General features: G+C 59.6%; 17 protein-coding genes. 8 read left to right on the top strand and 9 right to left on the bottom strand.

Annotation, left to right across the window (positions count from 1 at the left end; genetic code table 11):
• Nucleotides 1-3: 3 nt before the first annotated feature.
• The 3 genes from NSND_RS10565 to NSND_RS10575 form a co-directional block, all read right to left on the bottom strand.
• Complete coding sequence (locus NSND_RS10565) at nucleotides 4-1,623, bottom strand: site-specific DNA-methyltransferase (protein ID WP_080878970.1); 1,620 nt, start codon at nucleotides 1,621-1,623, stop codon at nucleotides 4-6.
• 219 nt (nucleotides 1,624-1,842) lie between these two features.
• Entirely contained in the window at nucleotides 1,843-2,184 is a 342-nt protein-coding gene (locus NSND_RS10570) for a HepT-like ribonuclease domain-containing protein (RefSeq protein ID WP_080878971.1), read from the bottom strand.
• Nucleotides 2,174-2,491 (bottom strand): nucleotidyltransferase family protein, encoded by a 318-nt coding sequence (locus tag NSND_RS10575; RefSeq protein WP_080878972.1) that lies wholly within the window; start codon nucleotides 2,489-2,491, stop codon nucleotides 2,174-2,176. The genes NSND_RS10570 and NSND_RS10575 overlap by 11 nt, the downstream gene beginning before the upstream one ends.
• A gap of 318 nt (nucleotides 2,492-2,809) precedes the next feature.
• On the opposite strand from NSND_RS10575, the gene NSND_RS10580 reads away from it, so the two are divergent.
• The 8 genes from NSND_RS10580 to NSND_RS10615 all read left to right on the top strand — a co-directional run bounded on the left by NSND_RS10580 (nucleotide 2,810) and on the right by NSND_RS10615 (nucleotide 10,510).
• Nucleotides 2,810-3,700 carry a polyprenyl synthetase family protein gene (locus NSND_RS10580; protein ID WP_080880855.1) on the top strand — a complete coding sequence of 297 codons (891 nt, stop codon included), beginning with the start codon at nucleotides 2,810-2,812 and terminating at the stop codon, nucleotides 3,698-3,700.
• A gap of 106 nt (nucleotides 3,701-3,806) precedes the next feature.
• Nucleotides 3,807-4,790, top strand: coding sequence for a hopanoid-associated sugar epimerase (hpnA, locus tag NSND_RS10585; RefSeq protein ID WP_080878973.1), 984 nt, complete (start codon nucleotides 3,807-3,809; stop codon nucleotides 4,788-4,790).
• Nucleotides 4,791-5,000: 210 nt separating this feature from the next.
• Nucleotides 5,001-5,813, top strand: a complete 813-nt coding sequence (locus NSND_RS10590; protein ID WP_080878974.1) for a carotenoid biosynthesis protein — start codon at nucleotides 5,001-5,003, stop codon at nucleotides 5,811-5,813.
• Nucleotides 5,814-5,920: 107 nt separating this feature from the next.
• On the top strand, nucleotides 5,921-6,538 hold the full coding sequence (locus NSND_RS10595) for a c-type cytochrome (RefSeq protein WP_080878975.1): 618 nt from the start codon (nucleotides 5,921-5,923) through the stop codon (nucleotides 6,536-6,538).
• A 22-nt stretch (nucleotides 6,539-6,560) separates the two neighbouring features.
• Entirely contained in the window at nucleotides 6,561-6,881 is a 321-nt protein-coding gene (locus NSND_RS10600; RefSeq protein ID WP_080878976.1) for a DUF5666 domain-containing protein, read from the top strand.
• 173 nt (nucleotides 6,882-7,054) lie between these two features.
• Entirely contained in the window at nucleotides 7,055-7,513 is a 459-nt protein-coding gene (locus NSND_RS10605) for a phage holin family protein (protein ID WP_080878977.1), read from the top strand.
• Nucleotides 7,514-7,804: 291 nt separating this feature from the next.
• The gene (locus tag NSND_RS10610) at nucleotides 7,805-9,637 is read left to right on the top strand and encodes a GAF domain-containing sensor histidine kinase (RefSeq protein WP_080878978.1); all 1,833 of its coding nucleotides are present in this window, start codon (nucleotides 7,805-7,807) and stop codon (nucleotides 9,635-9,637) included.
• A gap of 504 nt (nucleotides 9,638-10,141) precedes the next feature.
• Entirely contained in the window at nucleotides 10,142-10,510 is a 369-nt protein-coding gene (locus NSND_RS10615) for a hypothetical protein (protein ID WP_080878979.1), read from the top strand.
• Between the two features lie 76 nt (nucleotides 10,511-10,586).
• On the opposite strand, the gene NSND_RS10620 is transcribed toward NSND_RS10615, so the two are convergent.
• The 6 genes from NSND_RS10620 to NSND_RS10645 form a co-directional block, all read right to left on the bottom strand.
• A complete protein-coding gene (locus NSND_RS10620) occupies nucleotides 10,587-11,156 on the bottom strand; it encodes a DNA-3-methyladenine glycosylase (protein WP_080878980.1) in 570 nt (189 codons plus the stop codon).
• Between the two features lie 174 nt (nucleotides 11,157-11,330).
• Complete coding sequence (locus NSND_RS10625) at nucleotides 11,331-13,376, bottom strand: TonB-dependent receptor (RefSeq protein WP_080878981.1); 2,046 nt, start codon at nucleotides 13,374-13,376, stop codon at nucleotides 11,331-11,333.
• A gap of 126 nt (nucleotides 13,377-13,502) precedes the next feature.
• Nucleotides 13,503-13,922 (bottom strand): DUF3842 family protein, encoded by a 420-nt coding sequence (locus NSND_RS10630; RefSeq protein WP_080878982.1) that lies wholly within the window; start codon nucleotides 13,920-13,922, stop codon nucleotides 13,503-13,505.
• Nucleotides 13,922-14,341, bottom strand: coding sequence for a nickel-responsive transcriptional regulator NikR (gene nikR, locus NSND_RS10635; protein WP_080878983.1), 420 nt, complete (start codon nucleotides 14,339-14,341; stop codon nucleotides 13,922-13,924). Before nikR ends, NSND_RS10630 begins: the two co-directional genes overlap by 1 nt.
• A gap of 138 nt (nucleotides 14,342-14,479) precedes the next feature.
• Entirely contained in the window at nucleotides 14,480-15,553 is a 1,074-nt protein-coding gene (locus NSND_RS10640) for a response regulator (protein WP_080878984.1), read from the bottom strand.
• 54 nt (nucleotides 15,554-15,607) lie between these two features.
• Complete coding sequence (locus tag NSND_RS10645; RefSeq protein WP_080878985.1) at nucleotides 15,608-18,367, bottom strand: ATP-binding protein; 2,760 nt, start codon at nucleotides 18,365-18,367, stop codon at nucleotides 15,608-15,610.
• Nucleotides 18,368-18,375: the final 8 nt, after the last annotated feature.

Consider the following 18,375-nt stretch of genomic DNA (forward strand, 5'->3'; position numbering starts at 1 on the left):
GCGTCAACTCACCTTGATCTCGTAGGGCGTCTGCCTGACCAGAATCCGCTCCGCTTGTAACCGGTCCTTTCCCAGTAGACACCCGGCACAATAAATCACCTTCTGCCCGTCGTACGTCGGGAGCTGTGCCAAGACAGAACGCGTGAGCACGTTACCGCCATTCGCCGTCTTGTCGTTCAGAATGCCGTTATAGAGCAGATACACCCCCACGCCACGACACTCGCCGAGCAACGGCGATTTGGTCACGCGTCCACGCGGCAAGGGCTCACCTGTTTCGGTGAAATAGACATGCCTTGCCAAATCGGCAAAGCTCACGGTCTCACGGATCTTCCCGCTCTCATCGAACAACGACTCGCCTAACTCGCAATAGCGGAACCCACCGCCGAGACCTTCCACCTTGCCACCATTCGTATTTGCATAGCCGGACGCAGCGCGCCGCACACGCTCAGCAGTAACTTGTCTTGCGATCTTCGCTTCTATCTCGACGAGGATAAAGCGGCGCGGCGCCTGATCCACCATGGCTTGATTAAGCTTCAGAACTGCATGGCCGGTTGTGCCAGAACCAGCGAAGGAGTCGAGGACCAAATCTCCTGGGCTAGTAGCAATTTGGACTATTCGCTCGATCAATCGCGTGGGCTTTGGTGTGACAAAAACAGATTCTGAATCAGAAAACTCGACGAGCTGTAGCAGCTCTTTCTTTGCATCCTGAGTGTGGCCAACATCACCGTAGAACCACATCGTTTGCGGGACAACGCCTTGTTTGACTTCAGACAGGAATCGCTTCAATTGTGGAATTGAGTCACCTTTCCTCCCCCACCAGATTCTTTTCTCGGAATCGAATGCAGCAAACTTCTCCTTCGATATTGTCCAATAACGACCTTTGGGTGGCCCAGCGATGATTCGGCCAGACGGGCATGTAACCGAGTAAAGCCCCTCGCTGTAGGGATTACGCCCGGAAAGATCGCTGGTCTTCCAAGCCCCTCGTGGGTCGTTGTCGCGATTTATATATGCAGAGTCCTGCTCTTCGCTTCGAGGGACGAGGTTCGGCCTCCACACTTCTGCCTTCTTAGCATAAACGACTATATAGTCGTGATCTTCAGAGAAGTGTCGCGCCGAGTTCTTCGGCGAATACACCTTCTGCCACAACACAGTAGTGATGAAGTTGTCGGGACCAAAGATTTCATCCATTGCATAGCGCAATGCATGAATCTCGTTGTCGTCGAGACTGATAAAAATCGCGCCATCTTCTCGAAGAAACTGCCGCAGCAACGCCAGCCTTGGATACATCATGCAGAGCCAGCGGTCATGGCGATCGAGCGTTTCGCCCTCTTTGCCGACAACCTTGCCAAGCCATTCGCGCATCAAAGGACTGTTCACGTTGTCGTTGTAGACCCAGTTCTCGTTGCCGGTATTGTAGGGCGGGTCGATGTAAATACACTTCACCTGGCCCGCGTAATAGGGGAGTAACGCTTTTAGGGCTACCAGGTTGTCACCCTGCACAATAAGGTTGCCCTCACCCGGCTCGCCGCACGCGAGATCGGGGACATCCTTCAGCAAGTGAAACGGCACTTGCTGATGGTGATTGACCACCGCTTCTTTTCCGATCCAGTTGAGTGTAGGCATGCGAGTTTCCGATGAGTAGACGCCGCTGAGGGATACCCCTTTCCCGTGAGGGAAATCAACTGCCTGGCAGGGCTTTCCCAATCATCCGGAGATCTGAATCCAGCGAAGACCTTCTGATGCCGGGGTGCGCGTGCAGAAAGATGAGGGGCACCGGCCCCATTTCAGTCTGGGTCGAGTGATCGAAGAGGTGAGAGGAGCTATCGCTGAGAATAACCGATATCAGGGGTGTTCCGGAGGAACATGGGGTTCGATTGCCGAGATCAAAGCCGGAACGTCATGCACTGCAATCTCCCAGACCCTTAGCAGATCCAGCCGAAAATAGTCATGCGCAATGCGATGACGCATGGCAATTACCTGCTTCCACGGTATGGTAGACAGCCGGGCTCTAGTTTCTTCGGAAATCTTCCCGGCAGCCTCACCGATGTTTTCGAGCGCTTTCGCAATCGCATGCTGATGCAGGCCGCTCTGTCGAAACTGCTCCCATGTAAGATCGGCGCGGAATTCGAGGACGCGCCTGGCCCCGATGAGCATATCGAGCAGATACGCATCATCACGCCACATAGATGGGTTCCATGTGGGTCAGGATATGTTTGCGTCGTATGTAGTTCGGGCTTTCGTCGATCAGTCGCTTTTCGACCAAATCCACCGTCCGCCCGATGAGAGATTCGAGTTCACCCTTCATTTCAAGCAAATGCTCGAATTTCCAGTCGGCCTGCGGCGCAAACGTGACCAACACGTCCACATCGCTGTCCGGCCTGAAATCCCTCCGCAGCACGGAGCCGAAAAGGGCCAGCTGGTGAATGCGCCATTTCTCACAAAACGCAGCAATCTGCTGTTTCGGCAATTCAATGCCTATCGTTCCACCCATGCAGCACTTCTCCGGCTCACATCAATTGAGGGGTACCCTTTTTCCATATTGCCACAGGGGGCGGTGTCCAGCAATCCTCAACTGCGCGCAACCTTCTTACCCGCCCAACCCACTAGCACGCCGAGACGTGCCATTCACCCAAGCGAGGCACTTCCTAGGGTGCGCGTTCTGCGAGCAAGAGGATGCGGAACGCTGGCCCTCTCTTCTCCTCCGTTTGACACTCCCCGAACCCCTTTGTTACTCTCTCGCGCACATGACAACGTACAGCTTCCGAGTGACGTCCGCATGAGCCCCACGAGCCAACTTTCCCCGACCGGCCTGGATATCCGTCAGTACCTCGAACGGAAACGCGAGGAGGTGGATCAGTATCTGCAATCGGTCATTCCGAGCGCCGAGACCATGCCCACGACGCTGCATGAGAGCATGCGGTACAGCCTGTTCGCGGGCGGGAAGCGGGTCCGGCCCATTCTGGCGATCGCCGCCGCCGAAGCGGTGGGCCACGCAGGGAAGGCCGTCTTGCCCGTTGCGTCCTCGCTGGAATTGATCCACACCTATTCCCTCATTCACGACGATCTCCCGGCGATGGACAATGACGACTTTCGCCGCGGGAAACCGACCAACCACAAGGTCTACGGCGAAGCGATGGCGATCCTGGCCGGCGACGCGCTGCTGACCATGGCCTTCGAACTCTGCGCCCGCGCGAATGCCGAGCACAGTCTCGATGCCGCGCGCCAGGTCCAACTGATCCGCGAACTGGCCGTCGGGTCCGGCAACCTCGGCATGGTCGGCGGGCAAGTCCTCGACATTCAGGCCGAAAACAAGGACATCGACCTCGCCACGTTGCAGTCCATCCACAAGCACAAGACCGGCATGCTGATTCGAGCCGCCGTGCGGATGGGCGCGATCACCGCCGGGGCGATGCCCGCACAACTCGACGACCTGACCTTCTATGCCGAGCAAATCGGCCTGGCCTTCCAAATCGCCGACGATGTGTTAAACGTCACCGGTACGCGCGAGGAACTCGGCAAGAATCCCAACACCGACGCCCAACGCGGCAAAAAAACCTACCCGACGTTTTATGGCGTCGAGGGAGCCAAGCAACTGGCGGAAGAGTGCGTCACCCGAGCCAACGACCGGCTCGCCTCCTTCGGTTCGAAAGCCGATCCTCTCCGCGAACTGGCCCGGTATATCACCTCGCGGAAAAATTAACCGTGAGGCGTGAAACGTAAGACGTGAAACGCGACCCCCTCCTCCAGACCATCATCTCTCCCAACATACCTTTCACCTTTCACGTTTCTCCTTTTACGTCTTCCCCATGAAGGCTCTCGTCACCGGCGCAACGGGGTTTGTCGGCGGGGCTGTGGCGCGCGCCCTGGTCAAGACAGGCATCGAGGTTCGCGTGCTCTCGCGGAAGGGCGCAGACCTCCAGAACCTGGCCGGGCTCCCGGTCGAACAGGTTGATGGAGACCTACGCAACCCCGAGTCGCTCCGGCGTGCCCTCACCGGTTGCCGGCAGCTCTATCACGTGGCGGCGCATTACGCCCTTTGGGCGAAAGACCCTTCGATCTTCTACGACATCAACGTCACCGGCACGCGCACCCTGCTGGAGGCAGCGCGCGAGGTCGGCATCGAACGGACCGTCTACTGCAGCACCATCGGCGCGATCGGCCTACCGCCGGGCGGAGGACCAGGGACGGAAGAAACACCGGTGTCGCTGGAACAGATGGCCGGCCATTACAAGCGTTCAAAATATCTGGCCGAGCAGGAAGTGCTGAAACTCGCGCGCGAAGGCTTACCAGTCGTCATCGTGAACCCCAGCGCGCCGGTCGGGGAAGCCGATGTGAAGCCCACCCCCACCGGTCAAATCATCGTGGACTTCATGAAGGGCCGCATGCCCGCCTACATCGAAACCGGCATGAACCTGATCGACGTGGACGACGTGGCCCAAGGCCACCTGCTCGCAATGCAGAAGGGCCGGCAGGGCGAACGCTACATCCTCGGCAACAAGAATCTGCTCCTCAATGACGTGTTCCAGATCCTCAGCCGGATCACCGGGGTGAAGGCCCCGACCATCAAACTACCGCGCCTCGCCATTCTGCCCCTGGCCTATGCGAATCAGTGGATCTCGAACCTCACGGGTGTGCCCCCGCGCATTCCGCTCGAAGGCGTGAAGATGGCCAAATACAAGATGCATTACGATTGCAGTAAAGCGATCCGGGAACTCGGCCTGCCCCAAACACCGGTCGAGGTGGCGCTTGAAAAGGCGGTGCGATGGTTTCGTTCACATGGCTACGCTTAGTCGGATGCTGGAAAAGGCCTCCACCTGCATTCTCCGCTCGACAGGCTCCTCAACATATCCACGGAGAAAGAGCTGTCCCGGCAGCTCGGGGTGGGTGGGTAAGAACTGGCACGCCTCCGGTCTTGTCGTCGCCTGGGGCAGGGCCGTGTCTTGACGCGCCGTGGTGGACGGGTAAGAACGTGATTTTTTTGAGCATCCGTTGATCCCCCGATGGAAATCCTTCTCCTTTTCTTTAAAACCATTCTGCTCCGCCCCTACGTTTTTGCCTTCCTCGCCGCGTTTCTGGTTTCAGCCATTGCGTTGATCGGCTGGCCGCGGACCTGGCGCTTCTGGCTCATCAGCTGGATCACCGCCTTCGTCTGTGAATTTTCTTCGACGCGCAACGGCATTCCCTTCGGCTGGTACTTTTACAACGGTTCCACGGTCGGGCAGGAACTGTACTTCTCCAACATCCCCTTCATGGACTCGATTTCGTTCTCGTTCCTGCTGTTCGCCAGTTATTGCCTGGCTCTATTATTGCTGCTGCCGGTCCAATCGAGTTCATGCGCCGACACTACGTCACGGCTTCCCGATCTGAAGTTCGATCTGCCGCTCCGGACAAGTTGGCCGGTCTTTGCCTTAACCATCCTGCTCTTCGCGTTCATCGATATGGTCATCGATCCGGTCGCGTTGCGAGGTGACCGTTGGTTTCTGGGAAAGATTTATTACTACCCGGATCCCGGCGTGCATTTCGGCGTCCCGATGGCGAACTACGTGGGCTGGGCGGTCGTCGGCGCGATCTCCCTCTTGATCTATTTCCCCCTGGACCGACGACTCCAACACCCCTTGCCGGATCACCGTCCTTCAACCACCCATCGCCTGCTGCTGGGCGGCGGACTCTATTACGGAGTGCTCGCCTTTAACCTGGCCATGACGTTCTGGATCGGCGAAACACTCCAAGGCACCACCGGCCTGCTGATGTATGTGCCGGTGACGGCCATCCTGTTGCTACGCCTGCTCGCGCCTGCAACACAATCTGCGTAAACACACCCGAAGCAGGGCCGCTGCGAACGCGCCATCATTGGCATTCATTCAATCGAGTCTGTATATTGTTCTATGGCGTTGCGCCTGAACTGGAAGGTGTGTCCCCGATGAAAAAAATCTGTGGACTGCTGATGCTGGGCTTCCTCGCCACCCTGGGAATCCTCGGGTGGTTCGGGTATCAGTCCTATAGCACCGGCTTTAGCGCCAAGGCCGAACCGAACGAGCTGGAGGTGCTGATCGCCAGACAACTCCGCCACCTGGCCATTCCGTATGAGAATCGGCAACTCCGCAATCCCCTGCCCGTCACGCAGGAACTGATGAAGGAAGCCCGGGCCCATTTCGCCGACCATTGCGCCTCGTGCCATGCCAACAACGGGAGCGGAGAGACCGTGATCGGCAAGAACGTTTACCCCAAAGCGCCGGACCTTCGCCTGCGGGAGACGCAAACCATGTCCGACGGAGAATTGTTCTTCATTATTCAGAACGGCATACGCTTCACCGCCATGCCCGGCTGGGGGACCGGCGATCCGGCCAAGGACAGCGGCAGCTGGCAACTCGTGCATTTCATCCGCCATCTTCCCAGCCTGACCGAGGAAGAATTGCAGGAGATGGCCGGCTTGAATCCAAAGACCAAGAAAGAACTCCAGGAAGAAGCCCTGTTCGACCAGTTTCTGGGCGGTGACGACGCCGCAGCCTCCAAGGCCGCCGGCTCGCATCATCATTAATTCGTCAACGAAAGGACGACCCGTGACATTCCTTCGACTCTTCATTGCCGCGTTCCTTCTGATCTGCGCCCCGGCCGTGGTGGCCGCCCATGGGAGCGGGCAGCACGTGCTCGGCGTCGTAGCCGCCATCGACGCGACCCACATCGAGGTCAAAACCCCCAAGGGCCAGGTCGTGTCGGTGCGAATCACGGACAAGACGCAATACAAGGTGCGGAACCTTCGCCGCCCCAAGAGTCCGCCACAGGTAGGAGACCGCGTGGTCATTGAAGCCGAGAAGGGCACCGACGGCCTGACCGCTACCGAAGTGCATTACTCGGACTCCAAACCCAAAGAGGCACAATAGATAGCCAAGAGCCGCCGGTTACGGAGAGGGCGGCAATGGTAGGGGATGTTCAAAACGGCCGTTCAGCAAGGCCGCAGCGAACGAAGAGGCGAGGCGTACACTTCGGTACGTTGAGCCTCTGAATGATGCGAGAACGAAGCTGGCGGACGTTTTCAACATCCTGAGAGAACCGTATGCGAGTCGTTCAGTTGCAGGGGAGTCAGCACAGCGCGAGCAACAGTGGCGGCCTGCGCCCTATTGTCATGCGGGTGCTGATCATGGGGCTGGCTGTCTTTCTCGCCGTGACCATCGTGCCCGGCATCGAATCGGAGAGCCTCGGTGCCGGCCTGGCAGCGGTGCTCGTGTTGACGGTGCTGAATACGCTGATTCGGCCGCTGCTCTACCTGCTGGCGCTCCCGCTGATCGTCGTCTCACTCGGCCTGTTCATGGTGGTGATTAACGCCCTGTTGCTTCAGCTGACCGCCGCCCTCGTCAAAGGTTTTACCGTGGTTGGATTCGGCGCGTCCTTCTGGGGCGCCCTCGTCATCAGCGTCGTGAGCAGCCTGCTTAACATGATCTTGGTCGTCGAACATACCCGGGTGGATAGGAGCGATCATCCTCAGCGCCCACCCACAATCATCAACCCGGATTAGCAGTGGAGAGCTGATAGCGTATGGCGTATAGCACAAACGGCAGGAGGCCCCATGGACCTTGCCATAAGCTATTGGCCATGTGCGCTTCAAATTCATGTGCTTCCTTGAGTTACCTTGATCCGGCTGCTACAATGCCGCCCGACGCTCGCTATTCACCGCCGAGAGCGCACAACCTATAACGAGCACCATGTTCCGAACATGCTGCGGGTTATGACTCACCATCTGAGTCATCCATACCGGGACAGAATCGGTAGCCCCCTGCGTAGTCGGTAGCATCCTGCATAGAGGTCGATGAGTCCTCCAGCCGAATCAGAAAAAAAAGCCGCCGCTGATACGCATCTGCAACGCACCCTGACCTCCGTCGTCAACGGCTTACCCGCCGATGCCGCCCTGGTTGCGATTTTTCACCAGGAACAGGGGCCGCTCACGACGCAGGTTCACCGCGGGTTCACGCCACGCGATGTTCAATCGATCGTCCGCACGCTGTCCTCGCAGAAGGTGCTGACCTCCGTCCCCGCCGGCAACGATCCTGAGGCCTCACGCACCATGCGCCTTCGCCTGGTCACCCCGGGGGCCAAGTCGCTGCTGGGCGTGCCGCTGCGGCACCGTCAGCGCACCTTCGGCTTCCTGGTGATCGGACGGAAAGACAATGCCGTCTATGCCAAAAAAGACAAGACGATGCTGGAGCAGGCCGGCGACGACATTACCAAGGCCCTCGAACGGGACAGCCTCTTCGATCTCAACGTCCTGCTGAGCCGTCCGCTGGTCGTGCAAGAGCCGCAGCCGGTTATCGCGACCCCGGATGTCTACAACGCGCCGACCTCCCATGCGACCCCGGAGATCCAAGAAAAAATCGTTGCGCTGCTCAACGAGCTGGGCCAGACCCTGGCCTTCGACCGCGCCTGGATCGGAGCCTATGACCCGCTCGCCGGCAACGTCGAAGTACTCGGCATCGCCGGAGAACAAAAGACCGACCCGAAAGACCAGAAGAAAGATCTCAAAGCGGGCCAACGCCTGACGCTCGACGCCTCCGCTGCCGGATGGGTGGTGCGCCACCGCAAGCCGCGTGTCGATCACGATCTCGCTTCGACTCAGGGCCGCTTCCTCGACCACAAACATCTGTACAAAGACCGGTTCCAGTCGTCGCTGGTGCTCCCCTTCTTCCTGCGCGGCCAAGTCGGCGGGACCATCACGCTGGCCTCGAAAGAAGCGGACCGTTTTGCGGTGACCGATGCGCGGTTGCTCGAGCCGATCAATCTCAAATTGGTGGACCTGCTCCAGGCTACCCCACCCGCAGCACCAGGCGCCGCCAAAGCTGAAGGCGCGCCGGATTCCGAGGCAGGTTCAGCCGCGTTGATCTCGGCGGAACCGGTGATCAGAAAACAGGAACGGCAAGCGGCCATCGGAGAGTTCAGCGCCTTTCTCGCCACTGAAATCCGCGAACCGCTGGGCTCGATTCGCGCACAGTTGGAAGAGGTCACGGCCGAGGGCATCCTCGACTTCGACCCGCAGACCCGTGTCGAGAACGCGATGCGGGACCTGATCCGCATCGAAGCGATTCTCAACGAAATCCTCGACTTCGCTAAGCCACTCGACCTCACGCGCCGGCTCTGCCGCGTTCCAGAAATGGTCGAAAACGCACTCACTGTGGTGGCCACAGAGCTGGAAGCGACCCGCATTCAAGTGGTCAAGGAGTATGCAGGGCTCCTCGCCCCGGTCCGGGCCGACGAAGCCAAAATGCAGCAGGTCTTCCTCAGCATTTTCAAAAATGCGATCGAAGCCATGACCCCGGGCGGCATCCTGACCATCTCCATGAGCAACCAGCGGGCAGGACGACATCTGGAAGTCCAGATCCTGATCAAGAACAACGGGGCGCCGATTCCCCCCGAACATGTGGACAAGGTGTTCGAGCCGTTCTTTACGACGAAGCGGTCCGGCACCGGCCTGGGCCTCGCCACCGTGAAGAAAATCGTCGAGGAACATCAGGGCAGTATCGGCATTTCCGGGACACCCGGCGAAGGGACCACAGTGACGATCCGTCTGCCCGGTGTCAGCCGAGGTCCAGCCCATCGGTATCGAGGGCGCGGACGCCGTCCGCCACGCCGCCCGACCGCCGCATCCTAGGCCCTTGTTTCCTGTCCCGGTCTGATCAATCAGGTCAGGCCTCGCGAGGCTACCTTATTAAGCCGCGCCACTTTGTCCCAGCGCTCACACGATTCCTCGTGTGAATGTCCTCCATGGCCGGCCATAGATCGTGTCCGTCTGTTTTCTTTCTCCCAACCGTGGTCGCTTGAGCTAGCTGTTCTCTTTTTCCTACAACCATTTATGCTCTGGTCCTGAGTGCCATCCATCGGCGCGCATCGGCCGAGCACATCGACGTGATTCGCCCTCAACAGGACTGGCGTGGCGAGCCTCCTCCTGCGCGCGTCCAACGAGGGGCTTCTAGGGCCGCGCTTCTCGTAGCGAATCGCCATACACACCTGTGGGTGGTCATTGAGGCCATCCGCTCCCTTCCCCCCTTTATCCTTGACACGGCTTCTTCAGATAGCTAAGATTCCCGCACTCATCAGGCTTTTAACGTCTATAATCGACCACCATACTTTCACATTCTTTCAAAGGAGTAGGGGTATGAAATTCGTGATCGGCAGCGTCGCGACCCTTGCAGGTGTATTGTTTATGTGTTCGATGGCCTCCGCGAATCCGGCCCTGTTGCCGAAGCACGAAGGTTATCCGATGAAGAACGACGGCAGCCCGGTGAACGGACAGCCGACAGCTAATGACCCAGGCCAGAAGGCTGGGGGCGGCGAGTCCACCCTGCTCAAGTCTGCTGATTCCTCCAGCAAGCATGCCGAACAGAAATTGGTGAAGTCGGACAACGCGCGAATCACCGAAGGCCAGGGCGCCGGCCGGTTACCGAACGTCCAGGGCCCGCAGATCAAGATTGAGCCGCCGGTGACCTCTGCCACGAAAATCACTGGCGACCGTAAGATCGATTAGTTTCTATTCGATAGAACGAAAACGGGGCCGTTGTCGTGAGACAACGGCCCCGTTTCTTTTTGTCCCATGATCGCGCCTACCGCTTCGTTCGACTTGAGCCGGCCTCCGTCTGCAATCGAAACCTCCACGGTTTCGTCGCCCATTCCCCGGCATAGTCCACACCGATCCGCGGATAGGTCTTGAGGGCGTCTTGTGGCAACGCGTCGCCGCGATCCTCAAACCAGAGCCTGTCCCCGGCCGTGAGATCCCACCGATTCAATCGGCGATCGATGCCGAACGCACGGGTCAGCCGGCCCGGCCCATCGATGAGCGACCCGTCGCACTCCACCGCCCGCAAGAGGACGGCCGCCGGATAGCCGTCCTGCTCGGTTACAACGTTCAACATCTCGTGCATCCCGTAGCAGAGATACACATAGGCAATTCCTGGCGGACCGAACAGCACCTCCGTCCTGGCCGTTCGTCCTTTCGACGCATGGCAGGCCTTGTCCTCCGGACCGACATAGGCCTCGACCTCGATGATCTTTCCGGCCATCAACCCTGCCCCATTGTTCCGTACAAGATACTTGCCGATCAACGACCGCGCGACTTCGACGGTTGAACAGCTAAAGTAGGAACGATCCAGGATCTTCCGGTTCAGTCGACTCATTGGCAATCCTTTATGTTCCCCCCATGTTAGTTGACGCCGATCGGATAGCAGGCGGCTCAAAAAGCCCGTTCAGCAAGGCCGCAGCCGAAGGTACCGCCGGAGGCGTAGCCCATTGGCTACGTTGAGGACGGTACCGAGGCGAGAACGACGCTGGCGGGCTTTTTCAGCAGCCTGCTAAAAATACCATGCGACGCCCCCCATCACCATCCTCGGATTCCCCGGCACGAAGTGGATGTCCGTGACACCCGTTGCCTCATTCCTGAGCCTCGACTCAAAGGCAAAGACCGCTTGTTCCCACTTCGTATTGAGCAGATTCTGTACGAACAAAAACGCTTCGAGTCGCCCATGCGCCAGCTTGATCGGAATCTGGTACCGTTCGGACAAGTCGATATCGATCCAGGAGGGCGCGCGGATGCTGCGATCCTCCGTCAGCGGGCGAACACCGAGATACGTCGCTTGCAGCTGGGAGGTTAGTCCTTCCGGCCACCGCAGCAGCAGCGCGCCATACGCCGTCACTTCCGGCGCCAGGGGAATGGCATCGCCGTTACGGAACTCCGCCTTGGTCCAGGTGATGCTGCCGTTAAAATACACCGGCCCCCAGACCTGCCCGCGCGCCCCGACCTCCATACCGCGCCGACGGGATGCGCCACGAATTTCTGTCGTCCCTTCGTCACCGACAAACACCAGTTCCTGCTTCATGTCCAGCGCCCACACCGTGGCCGTCAGCTCGATACCGTCCGAACCCCACGGTCTCGATCGAAGTCCGACCTCATAACTCTTGGCTCTCGCCAGCGGCGAGGCGGCCGGAGTCACCGCCGAGCGCGCATCGTTGCTGTGATATCCCTCGCCATAGTTCAGAAAGAATTCCGTTCTCAACCAGGGCCCCAGAGTCAGGTTCGCCTTGGGCAACACCAGACCGGAATCGGCGGTCCCGGATGCTTGCGCTACGCAGGTCTGACAGCGATTGCGCACATCGAAGGTAAACACCTCGCTCCGTACGCCGCCGGCCAGGCGCATCCATGGTGCCGGTTGCATTTCCAGTTTGAAGAAGGGGGCGTAAGAGGCTTCGGTGATATCCGTATCGCTCGTGCTCCCAAGCGGATTTCTGAGCACTTGCGGCCCGAGCCGCGCATGGATGTGATCGACCCGGGTTTGCACCCCAACGGTGGCGGCGCCGTCCATGTCGAACCATCGTCCGTTCTGTTTGTATCCGATATCTCCGCCATACATGATCCGCCGATCGGACTGCTGAAACCCGTCGCCGTTGACGGGATCGTTCTGGAAGAACGTAAAATTCGTAAAAAGATCGAAGCGATAGTACTGCGCATAGGCATTGGCAAAGAACCGTCCGCCTGACGTCGTGTCGTAGTGATAGTTGAGCCGGCCGGTGCTGCGCATCGTTCGCCCGCCCTCGGAAGGATCGACCGCGCCGAACCGATCCAACGACCCGTCCTGCACGGCGCGCAAGGGGATCTCCCCGGACGCATTCCATTGAGACTTGTGAAAGGTACCGGTCACCGACAGTTCCGACCTGGCGCTCGGATTCATCGTCGCCTTCCCGAGCAGATTGCCCCGGAAGTAACGATTGTCGTGCTCAAACGGTCCGTTCGTGTAGTACCCCTCGGCAGCAATCAGCGAGCGAACACGATCCGTCGTCGGGGAGACCATCAGCAGGTGGCGCTGCGTATGGAACTGCCCGCCGGCCGACTGCACCACGCCCTCCTTCACCACCTCGCGCGTCCTGAAATTGACCGCCCCCGCCGTGGAGAAATCGCCATACTCCGGCAGATAGGCCCCCTTGTAAACATCGAGGCCCTCGATCGTCTCCGGAATGATGAAATTGAGGTCGGTATACCCCTGGCCATGCGCATGGGAACGCAGGTTGATCGGCATGCCGTCGGCAAAAAATGCGACATCCGTGCCGTGATCCGCATCGAACCCGCGCAGAAAATATTGGTCGGCCTTGCCGGCGCCGCCGGAATGTTCGACGGCAATAAATCCCGGGATGAGGCGGAGCACCTGGGCCGGGCGCCCTTGCGGCTGGAGGAGATATTCCTTGTCGGGGATGAATTGTTGCGACGAGGCCGCCACCGGACGGTCGGCCTCGACAGTCACCTCAGGCACGTCGAGATCAGGCGCGTCGGGATCGTGGGCGAACGCCACCAAGCCGCAGCTCAACACCATTGCTCCCGCACCGATCAACCATCCAATCCACCGCATAATCGCTCCCAATCACATCACATGAGCGAACTAGGCGCTCAGAATGGTCCACGCGTCGCCCCTAGCGGCCGCTTCAGACCCTCGTGATCTGACTGTGCAATCTGAGATGTAAATCGGCGGTTTCGATCAGGCGGTCGCCTGAAGCAGACAGACACAACGCTGCAGGGCATGGTCGATTAACGCATCGAGGGTTCGTCCCTCGACACCGACGACTTCGACCTTCCGCTTGTTGAGGGGGAGCAGCACCTTTCTGGCGGACGATTCCAGCACGGCTTGCGCGAGTACGGGAGTGACTTCACCTAACATCGATCCCGGCATGAGGAGACTCAACGAGCCCACAATCACATCCGCAGCATACAGCCGGCGATGGATCATCTGCGGGGCCGTTTCGGTGAAGGTCGCGCCGGCTCGAGCCATCGCCTCCGCGGAGGCGCTATTAAGCCCCAGGCCGATAATGGCATGACCGTCATCCACAAGCCCTCGCAAACCGGCGACCATCCGGCTTCCCAGGCCGCCGCCGCGTCCATCCACGACACAAATCGTCATCAAATGCTGAGTCCTTTACCCGTCGTCGTCATGGTGAGCTTGCCGTGCTTCACGCCCTTCACGCTCAGCAACGCGTCGGCCACCTTGCGAATGGCAGCCCCTTTGCCCTTGGCCACCAGCACCTCCAGGCAGTGATCGTGGTCGAGATGCACATGCATTCCGGCCATGATGTGTCCCTGAAAATCGTGCTGGATATGGGTGAGTTTCCCCGTCAACCCCGGCACATGATGGTCGTACACGAACGTGATCGTGGCGACGGTCTCCCTATTCTCGTCCCATTGCTGCCCGACCAGATTGTCCCGGATCAAGTCGCGGATCGCTTCGGAGCGGTTGGTATAGCGGCGACGTTCGATCAGCCGATCGAAATCGGCAAGAAGGTCCTGATCGAGCGAGACGCCGAATCGTGCAAGCTGCTTCATCGCCGTGATGTCCGTGTTACGAAATTGATTATCGTGGCACGGATAATACAAAGCCGGACGCGAATGCGTCAAGCGGCCGTGAGGAGAATGTTTGGTGAGGCGCTCCCAGCGGGAGGAATCGAACCGGAAAGAGAACCGCTACGCGACCAACTGAAGCGGGCCCGTTGGGGCCAACAGTTTCTCGCCTTCACGGTCGATGAGTTGCATGAATAAGGCGCTCAACTCGGGATCGAACTGTTTACCGGCCTGTGCGCCAATTTCACTCTTAGCTTCGCTGAGCGTCATCGTCGCTTTGTATGAGCAGGGATGCGTCATGATATCGAACGCATCGGCCAGCGCCACGATCCGCGCCGCCAGCGGGATCTGCACATCTTTAATCCCGTGATAGCCGGCTCCATCCCACCGCTCATGATGCGTCAGGGCAATCTCGCGGGCCATCATCAACAGAGGAGCCCGACTATCCGACAGGAGCCGCGAGCCGATTTTGGTGTGCTGCTTCATCGCCTCCCAATCGGCCATCACATAGGGCCCGTCCTTCAGGATCACGGAATCGCGCAGGCCTACTTTCCCGATATCGTGCAACGGAGCGGTCTTCTTGATCATATCCACCTGATCCGCAGGCAGCCCCTTCAGCTCCGCCAGCAACATGGCCATCCGTCCGACCCGCCAGGCATGGCCGCCGGTCGCGTCATGCCGATATTCCGCCGCCAGCGCGAGACGGTTCAGCAGATCCAGCTGCGTTTGCTCCACGACTTTGGTACGCAGGCGCACCTGCGCTTCCAAATGTTCATTGTGCATACGCAGCTGTCGATGCAGCTGCCTCGTGACCAATTGGTTTTTGATGCGGAGCACCACTTCCGTGGCATCCACCGGCTTGTTCAGGAAATCCTTGGCGCCCTCCGCCAAAGCCCTGTGCTTTGTCGGAGCGTCGAGCTCGCCGGTAATGACGAGAATCGGCACATAGTCTTCGGCGGGAATGACGGCGGTCAACTGCCGCATGACTTCGAATCCGTCTATATACGGCATACGCATGTCCGTCGCGACCAGATCCGGCTTCACCTCTCGATATAGCTGCACCGCCTGACGCGGGTCGGTCGTCGTGGTAATTTTTTCGTAGCCGGCCTGCTTGAGGATTGCCTCCATCAGTTTGAGACTAGGCAGCTCATCATCGATCAGCAGCAGTTTGACGGCGCTCGCATCAAGATCCGACATGGCAACACCCGTGCTCCTGGTTCTCGAAATCCTACCGCTTCCACCCTACCATCCTCATGCCGCATCACCAATTTCTTTCTGGCTCTCCGCAGGGAGTGATTTCGGATACCGGAGCGTGGACAGCGCCTGCCGGAGCGCCCCCATCGTCAGCGGCTTGCTCAATTCGGCATCGACCGCTTGCGACACTGTGCCATCCGGCTCGAGTTCGTCGCCCCCGGTCAACAGCAGCACCGGTGTGTCGGGAGAAATTTTTTTGATCACATCGGCCAACTGACGGCCCGTCATATGCGGCATGCCGTGATCGGTCACCACGAGATGCACCCGCTCGGGACTGAACCGCCTGATCGCCTCCGCCGCACTCCCGACCACTTCTACGCTATGCCCGGCCACCCGGAGATATTCGCCCGTCACACGGCCCACCAGAGGATCGTCGTCTACGACCAGGATCTGCAAGCGGACCCCGTCCATGTTGTGGCTGTCATGGTTTGTGCCTGTTTCCGCCTCCGCTTGAATCGGGAGGCGTATGCTGAACGTCGTCCCTACGCCGACGGCACTCGTGATGTCGATGGTGCCACGCAACCGCCGGATGATGCCGTACACCATGGACAATCCCAGACCGGACCCCTTTTCGCCCTTCGTGGAGAAGAACGGTTCAAGACAACGTTGACGCACTTCTTCCGTCATCCCCGTGCCGGTGTCGCTGACTTCCAGGCGCACCGCATCGCCGTCGACTTTGGTGCGGAGCGTAATCGACCCGCTTTGGGGCATCGCATCGACGGCATTAAACACTAGATTGGTCAGCACTTCGCGTAATTCCGATTCATGTCCGGCGACCGAGGGCACCGACTCCAACTCCGTTTTGATCTCGATGGCCACGCCGTTCGCCAGGGCCTGATCCTTCCATTTCGGCTGACTGAGCTTCACACTCTGCTGGACCAGGCTGTTCAGATCGACAATGCCGGCCAGATCCGCATCGAGGCGGGGGCGATAGAAATCCCGCAGCCGGCTGACGACCTTCGCCGCGTCCTTGGCCGCCATATTGATCGTCTGCAGATATTCCTTCAGTTGCGCGGGGTCCGCCGCCATCTGGGGCGCGATGAGCAGGAGTTCGCTGAAACCCATGATGGGCGACAGGGTATTATTGAAGTCGTGCGCGATGCCGCTCGCCATCTGGCCGAGCGCCCGCAGCCGCTCCTGCTGGACCATATGTTGTTGTGTCGTCTTGAGTTCGGTCATGGCGGCTTCCAACTGCGTATGGCTCTCCCGCAAGGACGTTTCCGCCCGCTTCCGCTCCGCAAGATCCGAGGCGTTGCTCAGCGCCACCGCCACCTGATCGGCCAATTGACGCAATTGCACGAGATGATCCGCGTGCATGTCGGGCGCCGTCCGGTAACTCAACACAATCCCGCCTAACAGATCGTGCGAGCGGAAGAGAGGCAGCACCAGCAAGGACACGCTCCCTTGCCCGCTCAGGGCGGCAAACGCCCCTGTTCCGTCCGGCTGTAGCAGGGTCGAGCCGTCCCGGTGCGCCGTGAGCATCCGGCTCTCAGCCTCCGTCACCGTCACACCCTGCATCGTCGTCTGCTTGCTCTCCGGCCCGAGTCTGGCATAGAGCCACCCACGAGTGCGATCGGATGGATCGATCAACAATACGGCCAGGCCCTGGCAGGGAGAGACCTCGCGCAACCTGGCCAGAACCGTATCGACAATCCGGCTGGGGTCGAGCACCGACAGCACGGATCGGTCGATCTCATGGATCGTCGCCAACTGCGTAAATTGCTGATGCAGCCGGCTCGCCATGGCATTGAAGGAGGCCGCCAGCTCCTCGAACTCATCCCCGCTCTTGACCTGTACCGGCGTCGAAAAGTTTCGCTTCGCAATCCGCCTGGTTCCCTTCCCCAGCTCCTCCAACGGCACCATGGTCTTCCGGATTTGATTCACGCTGAGCAACGCCACGCACAACAGCGCGATCACGACCACCAGGCTGAATCGATAGTGAAAGCTTGCCAGCGGCGCAAGCACCGAGCTTCGCGATTCACTCAACAGCACGGTCCAGGGCGCCGCCGAAAATTGGTACCGGAGCGGGATCGCCCAATAACCTGCGATATAGGAATCCTCTTCATCTCGCCATTCCAACAGGGACGAGCTGCCTCCTTCGCCCTGCCCGACCCGCTGCACCTTCAGCGTTGCCGGGGCGGACGGGCTGCAGAACAGGACCTCCGGCGCTGGCCCGAACACACACATGGACATCTCCGCCGGAAGCGTCATGCTGCCGGCCAGGTCCCACAGATAGTCGCCGTTGATTTGAGCCACCACGGCCGAGGTATCGGGATCGGAAAGCCTGACCAAGAACAAGCGCCTGGCTCCGAGGTCGTCGGTCGCCGTCGTCAACAACGTTTTTTTCTGGCGGAGCAACGCCCATTGCGCCGGCGATACGGTGGGAATCGACTGCAGTTCCCCGAGAAAGACACTCGTCGCGCCGTCTCCCGAAATGCGGGCCATACCCGAGAACCCCGGTGTGCTCGGAAGCGGCTCCGTCGGGACGTCACCAGGCGCTGTCGGGGTGATCGCATGGTGCTGTCGGCTGATCGAGAGCAGTTCGGCTTCCAAGAGGAGGAGCCGTTGGTAGACGGCCATGCCCATGGCCTTACTCTCCTGCCGCACCCGGCGTTCGGCCTGCTGCGTGAGCTGACTTCTGACATCGGCGAGCGACACCAGGCTCAACGCGCCGACCGGCACCAGGGCACAGAGGATGAACAGGGCGAACACGCGGCGGGCGACACGACTGCGGAGAAAGGAAGATTCGATCTGCACCGTGGCTG

Source organism: Nitrospira sp. ND1 (assembly GCF_900170025.1).
Lineage (GTDB): Bacteria > Nitrospirota > Nitrospiria > Nitrospirales > Nitrospiraceae > Nitrospira_A.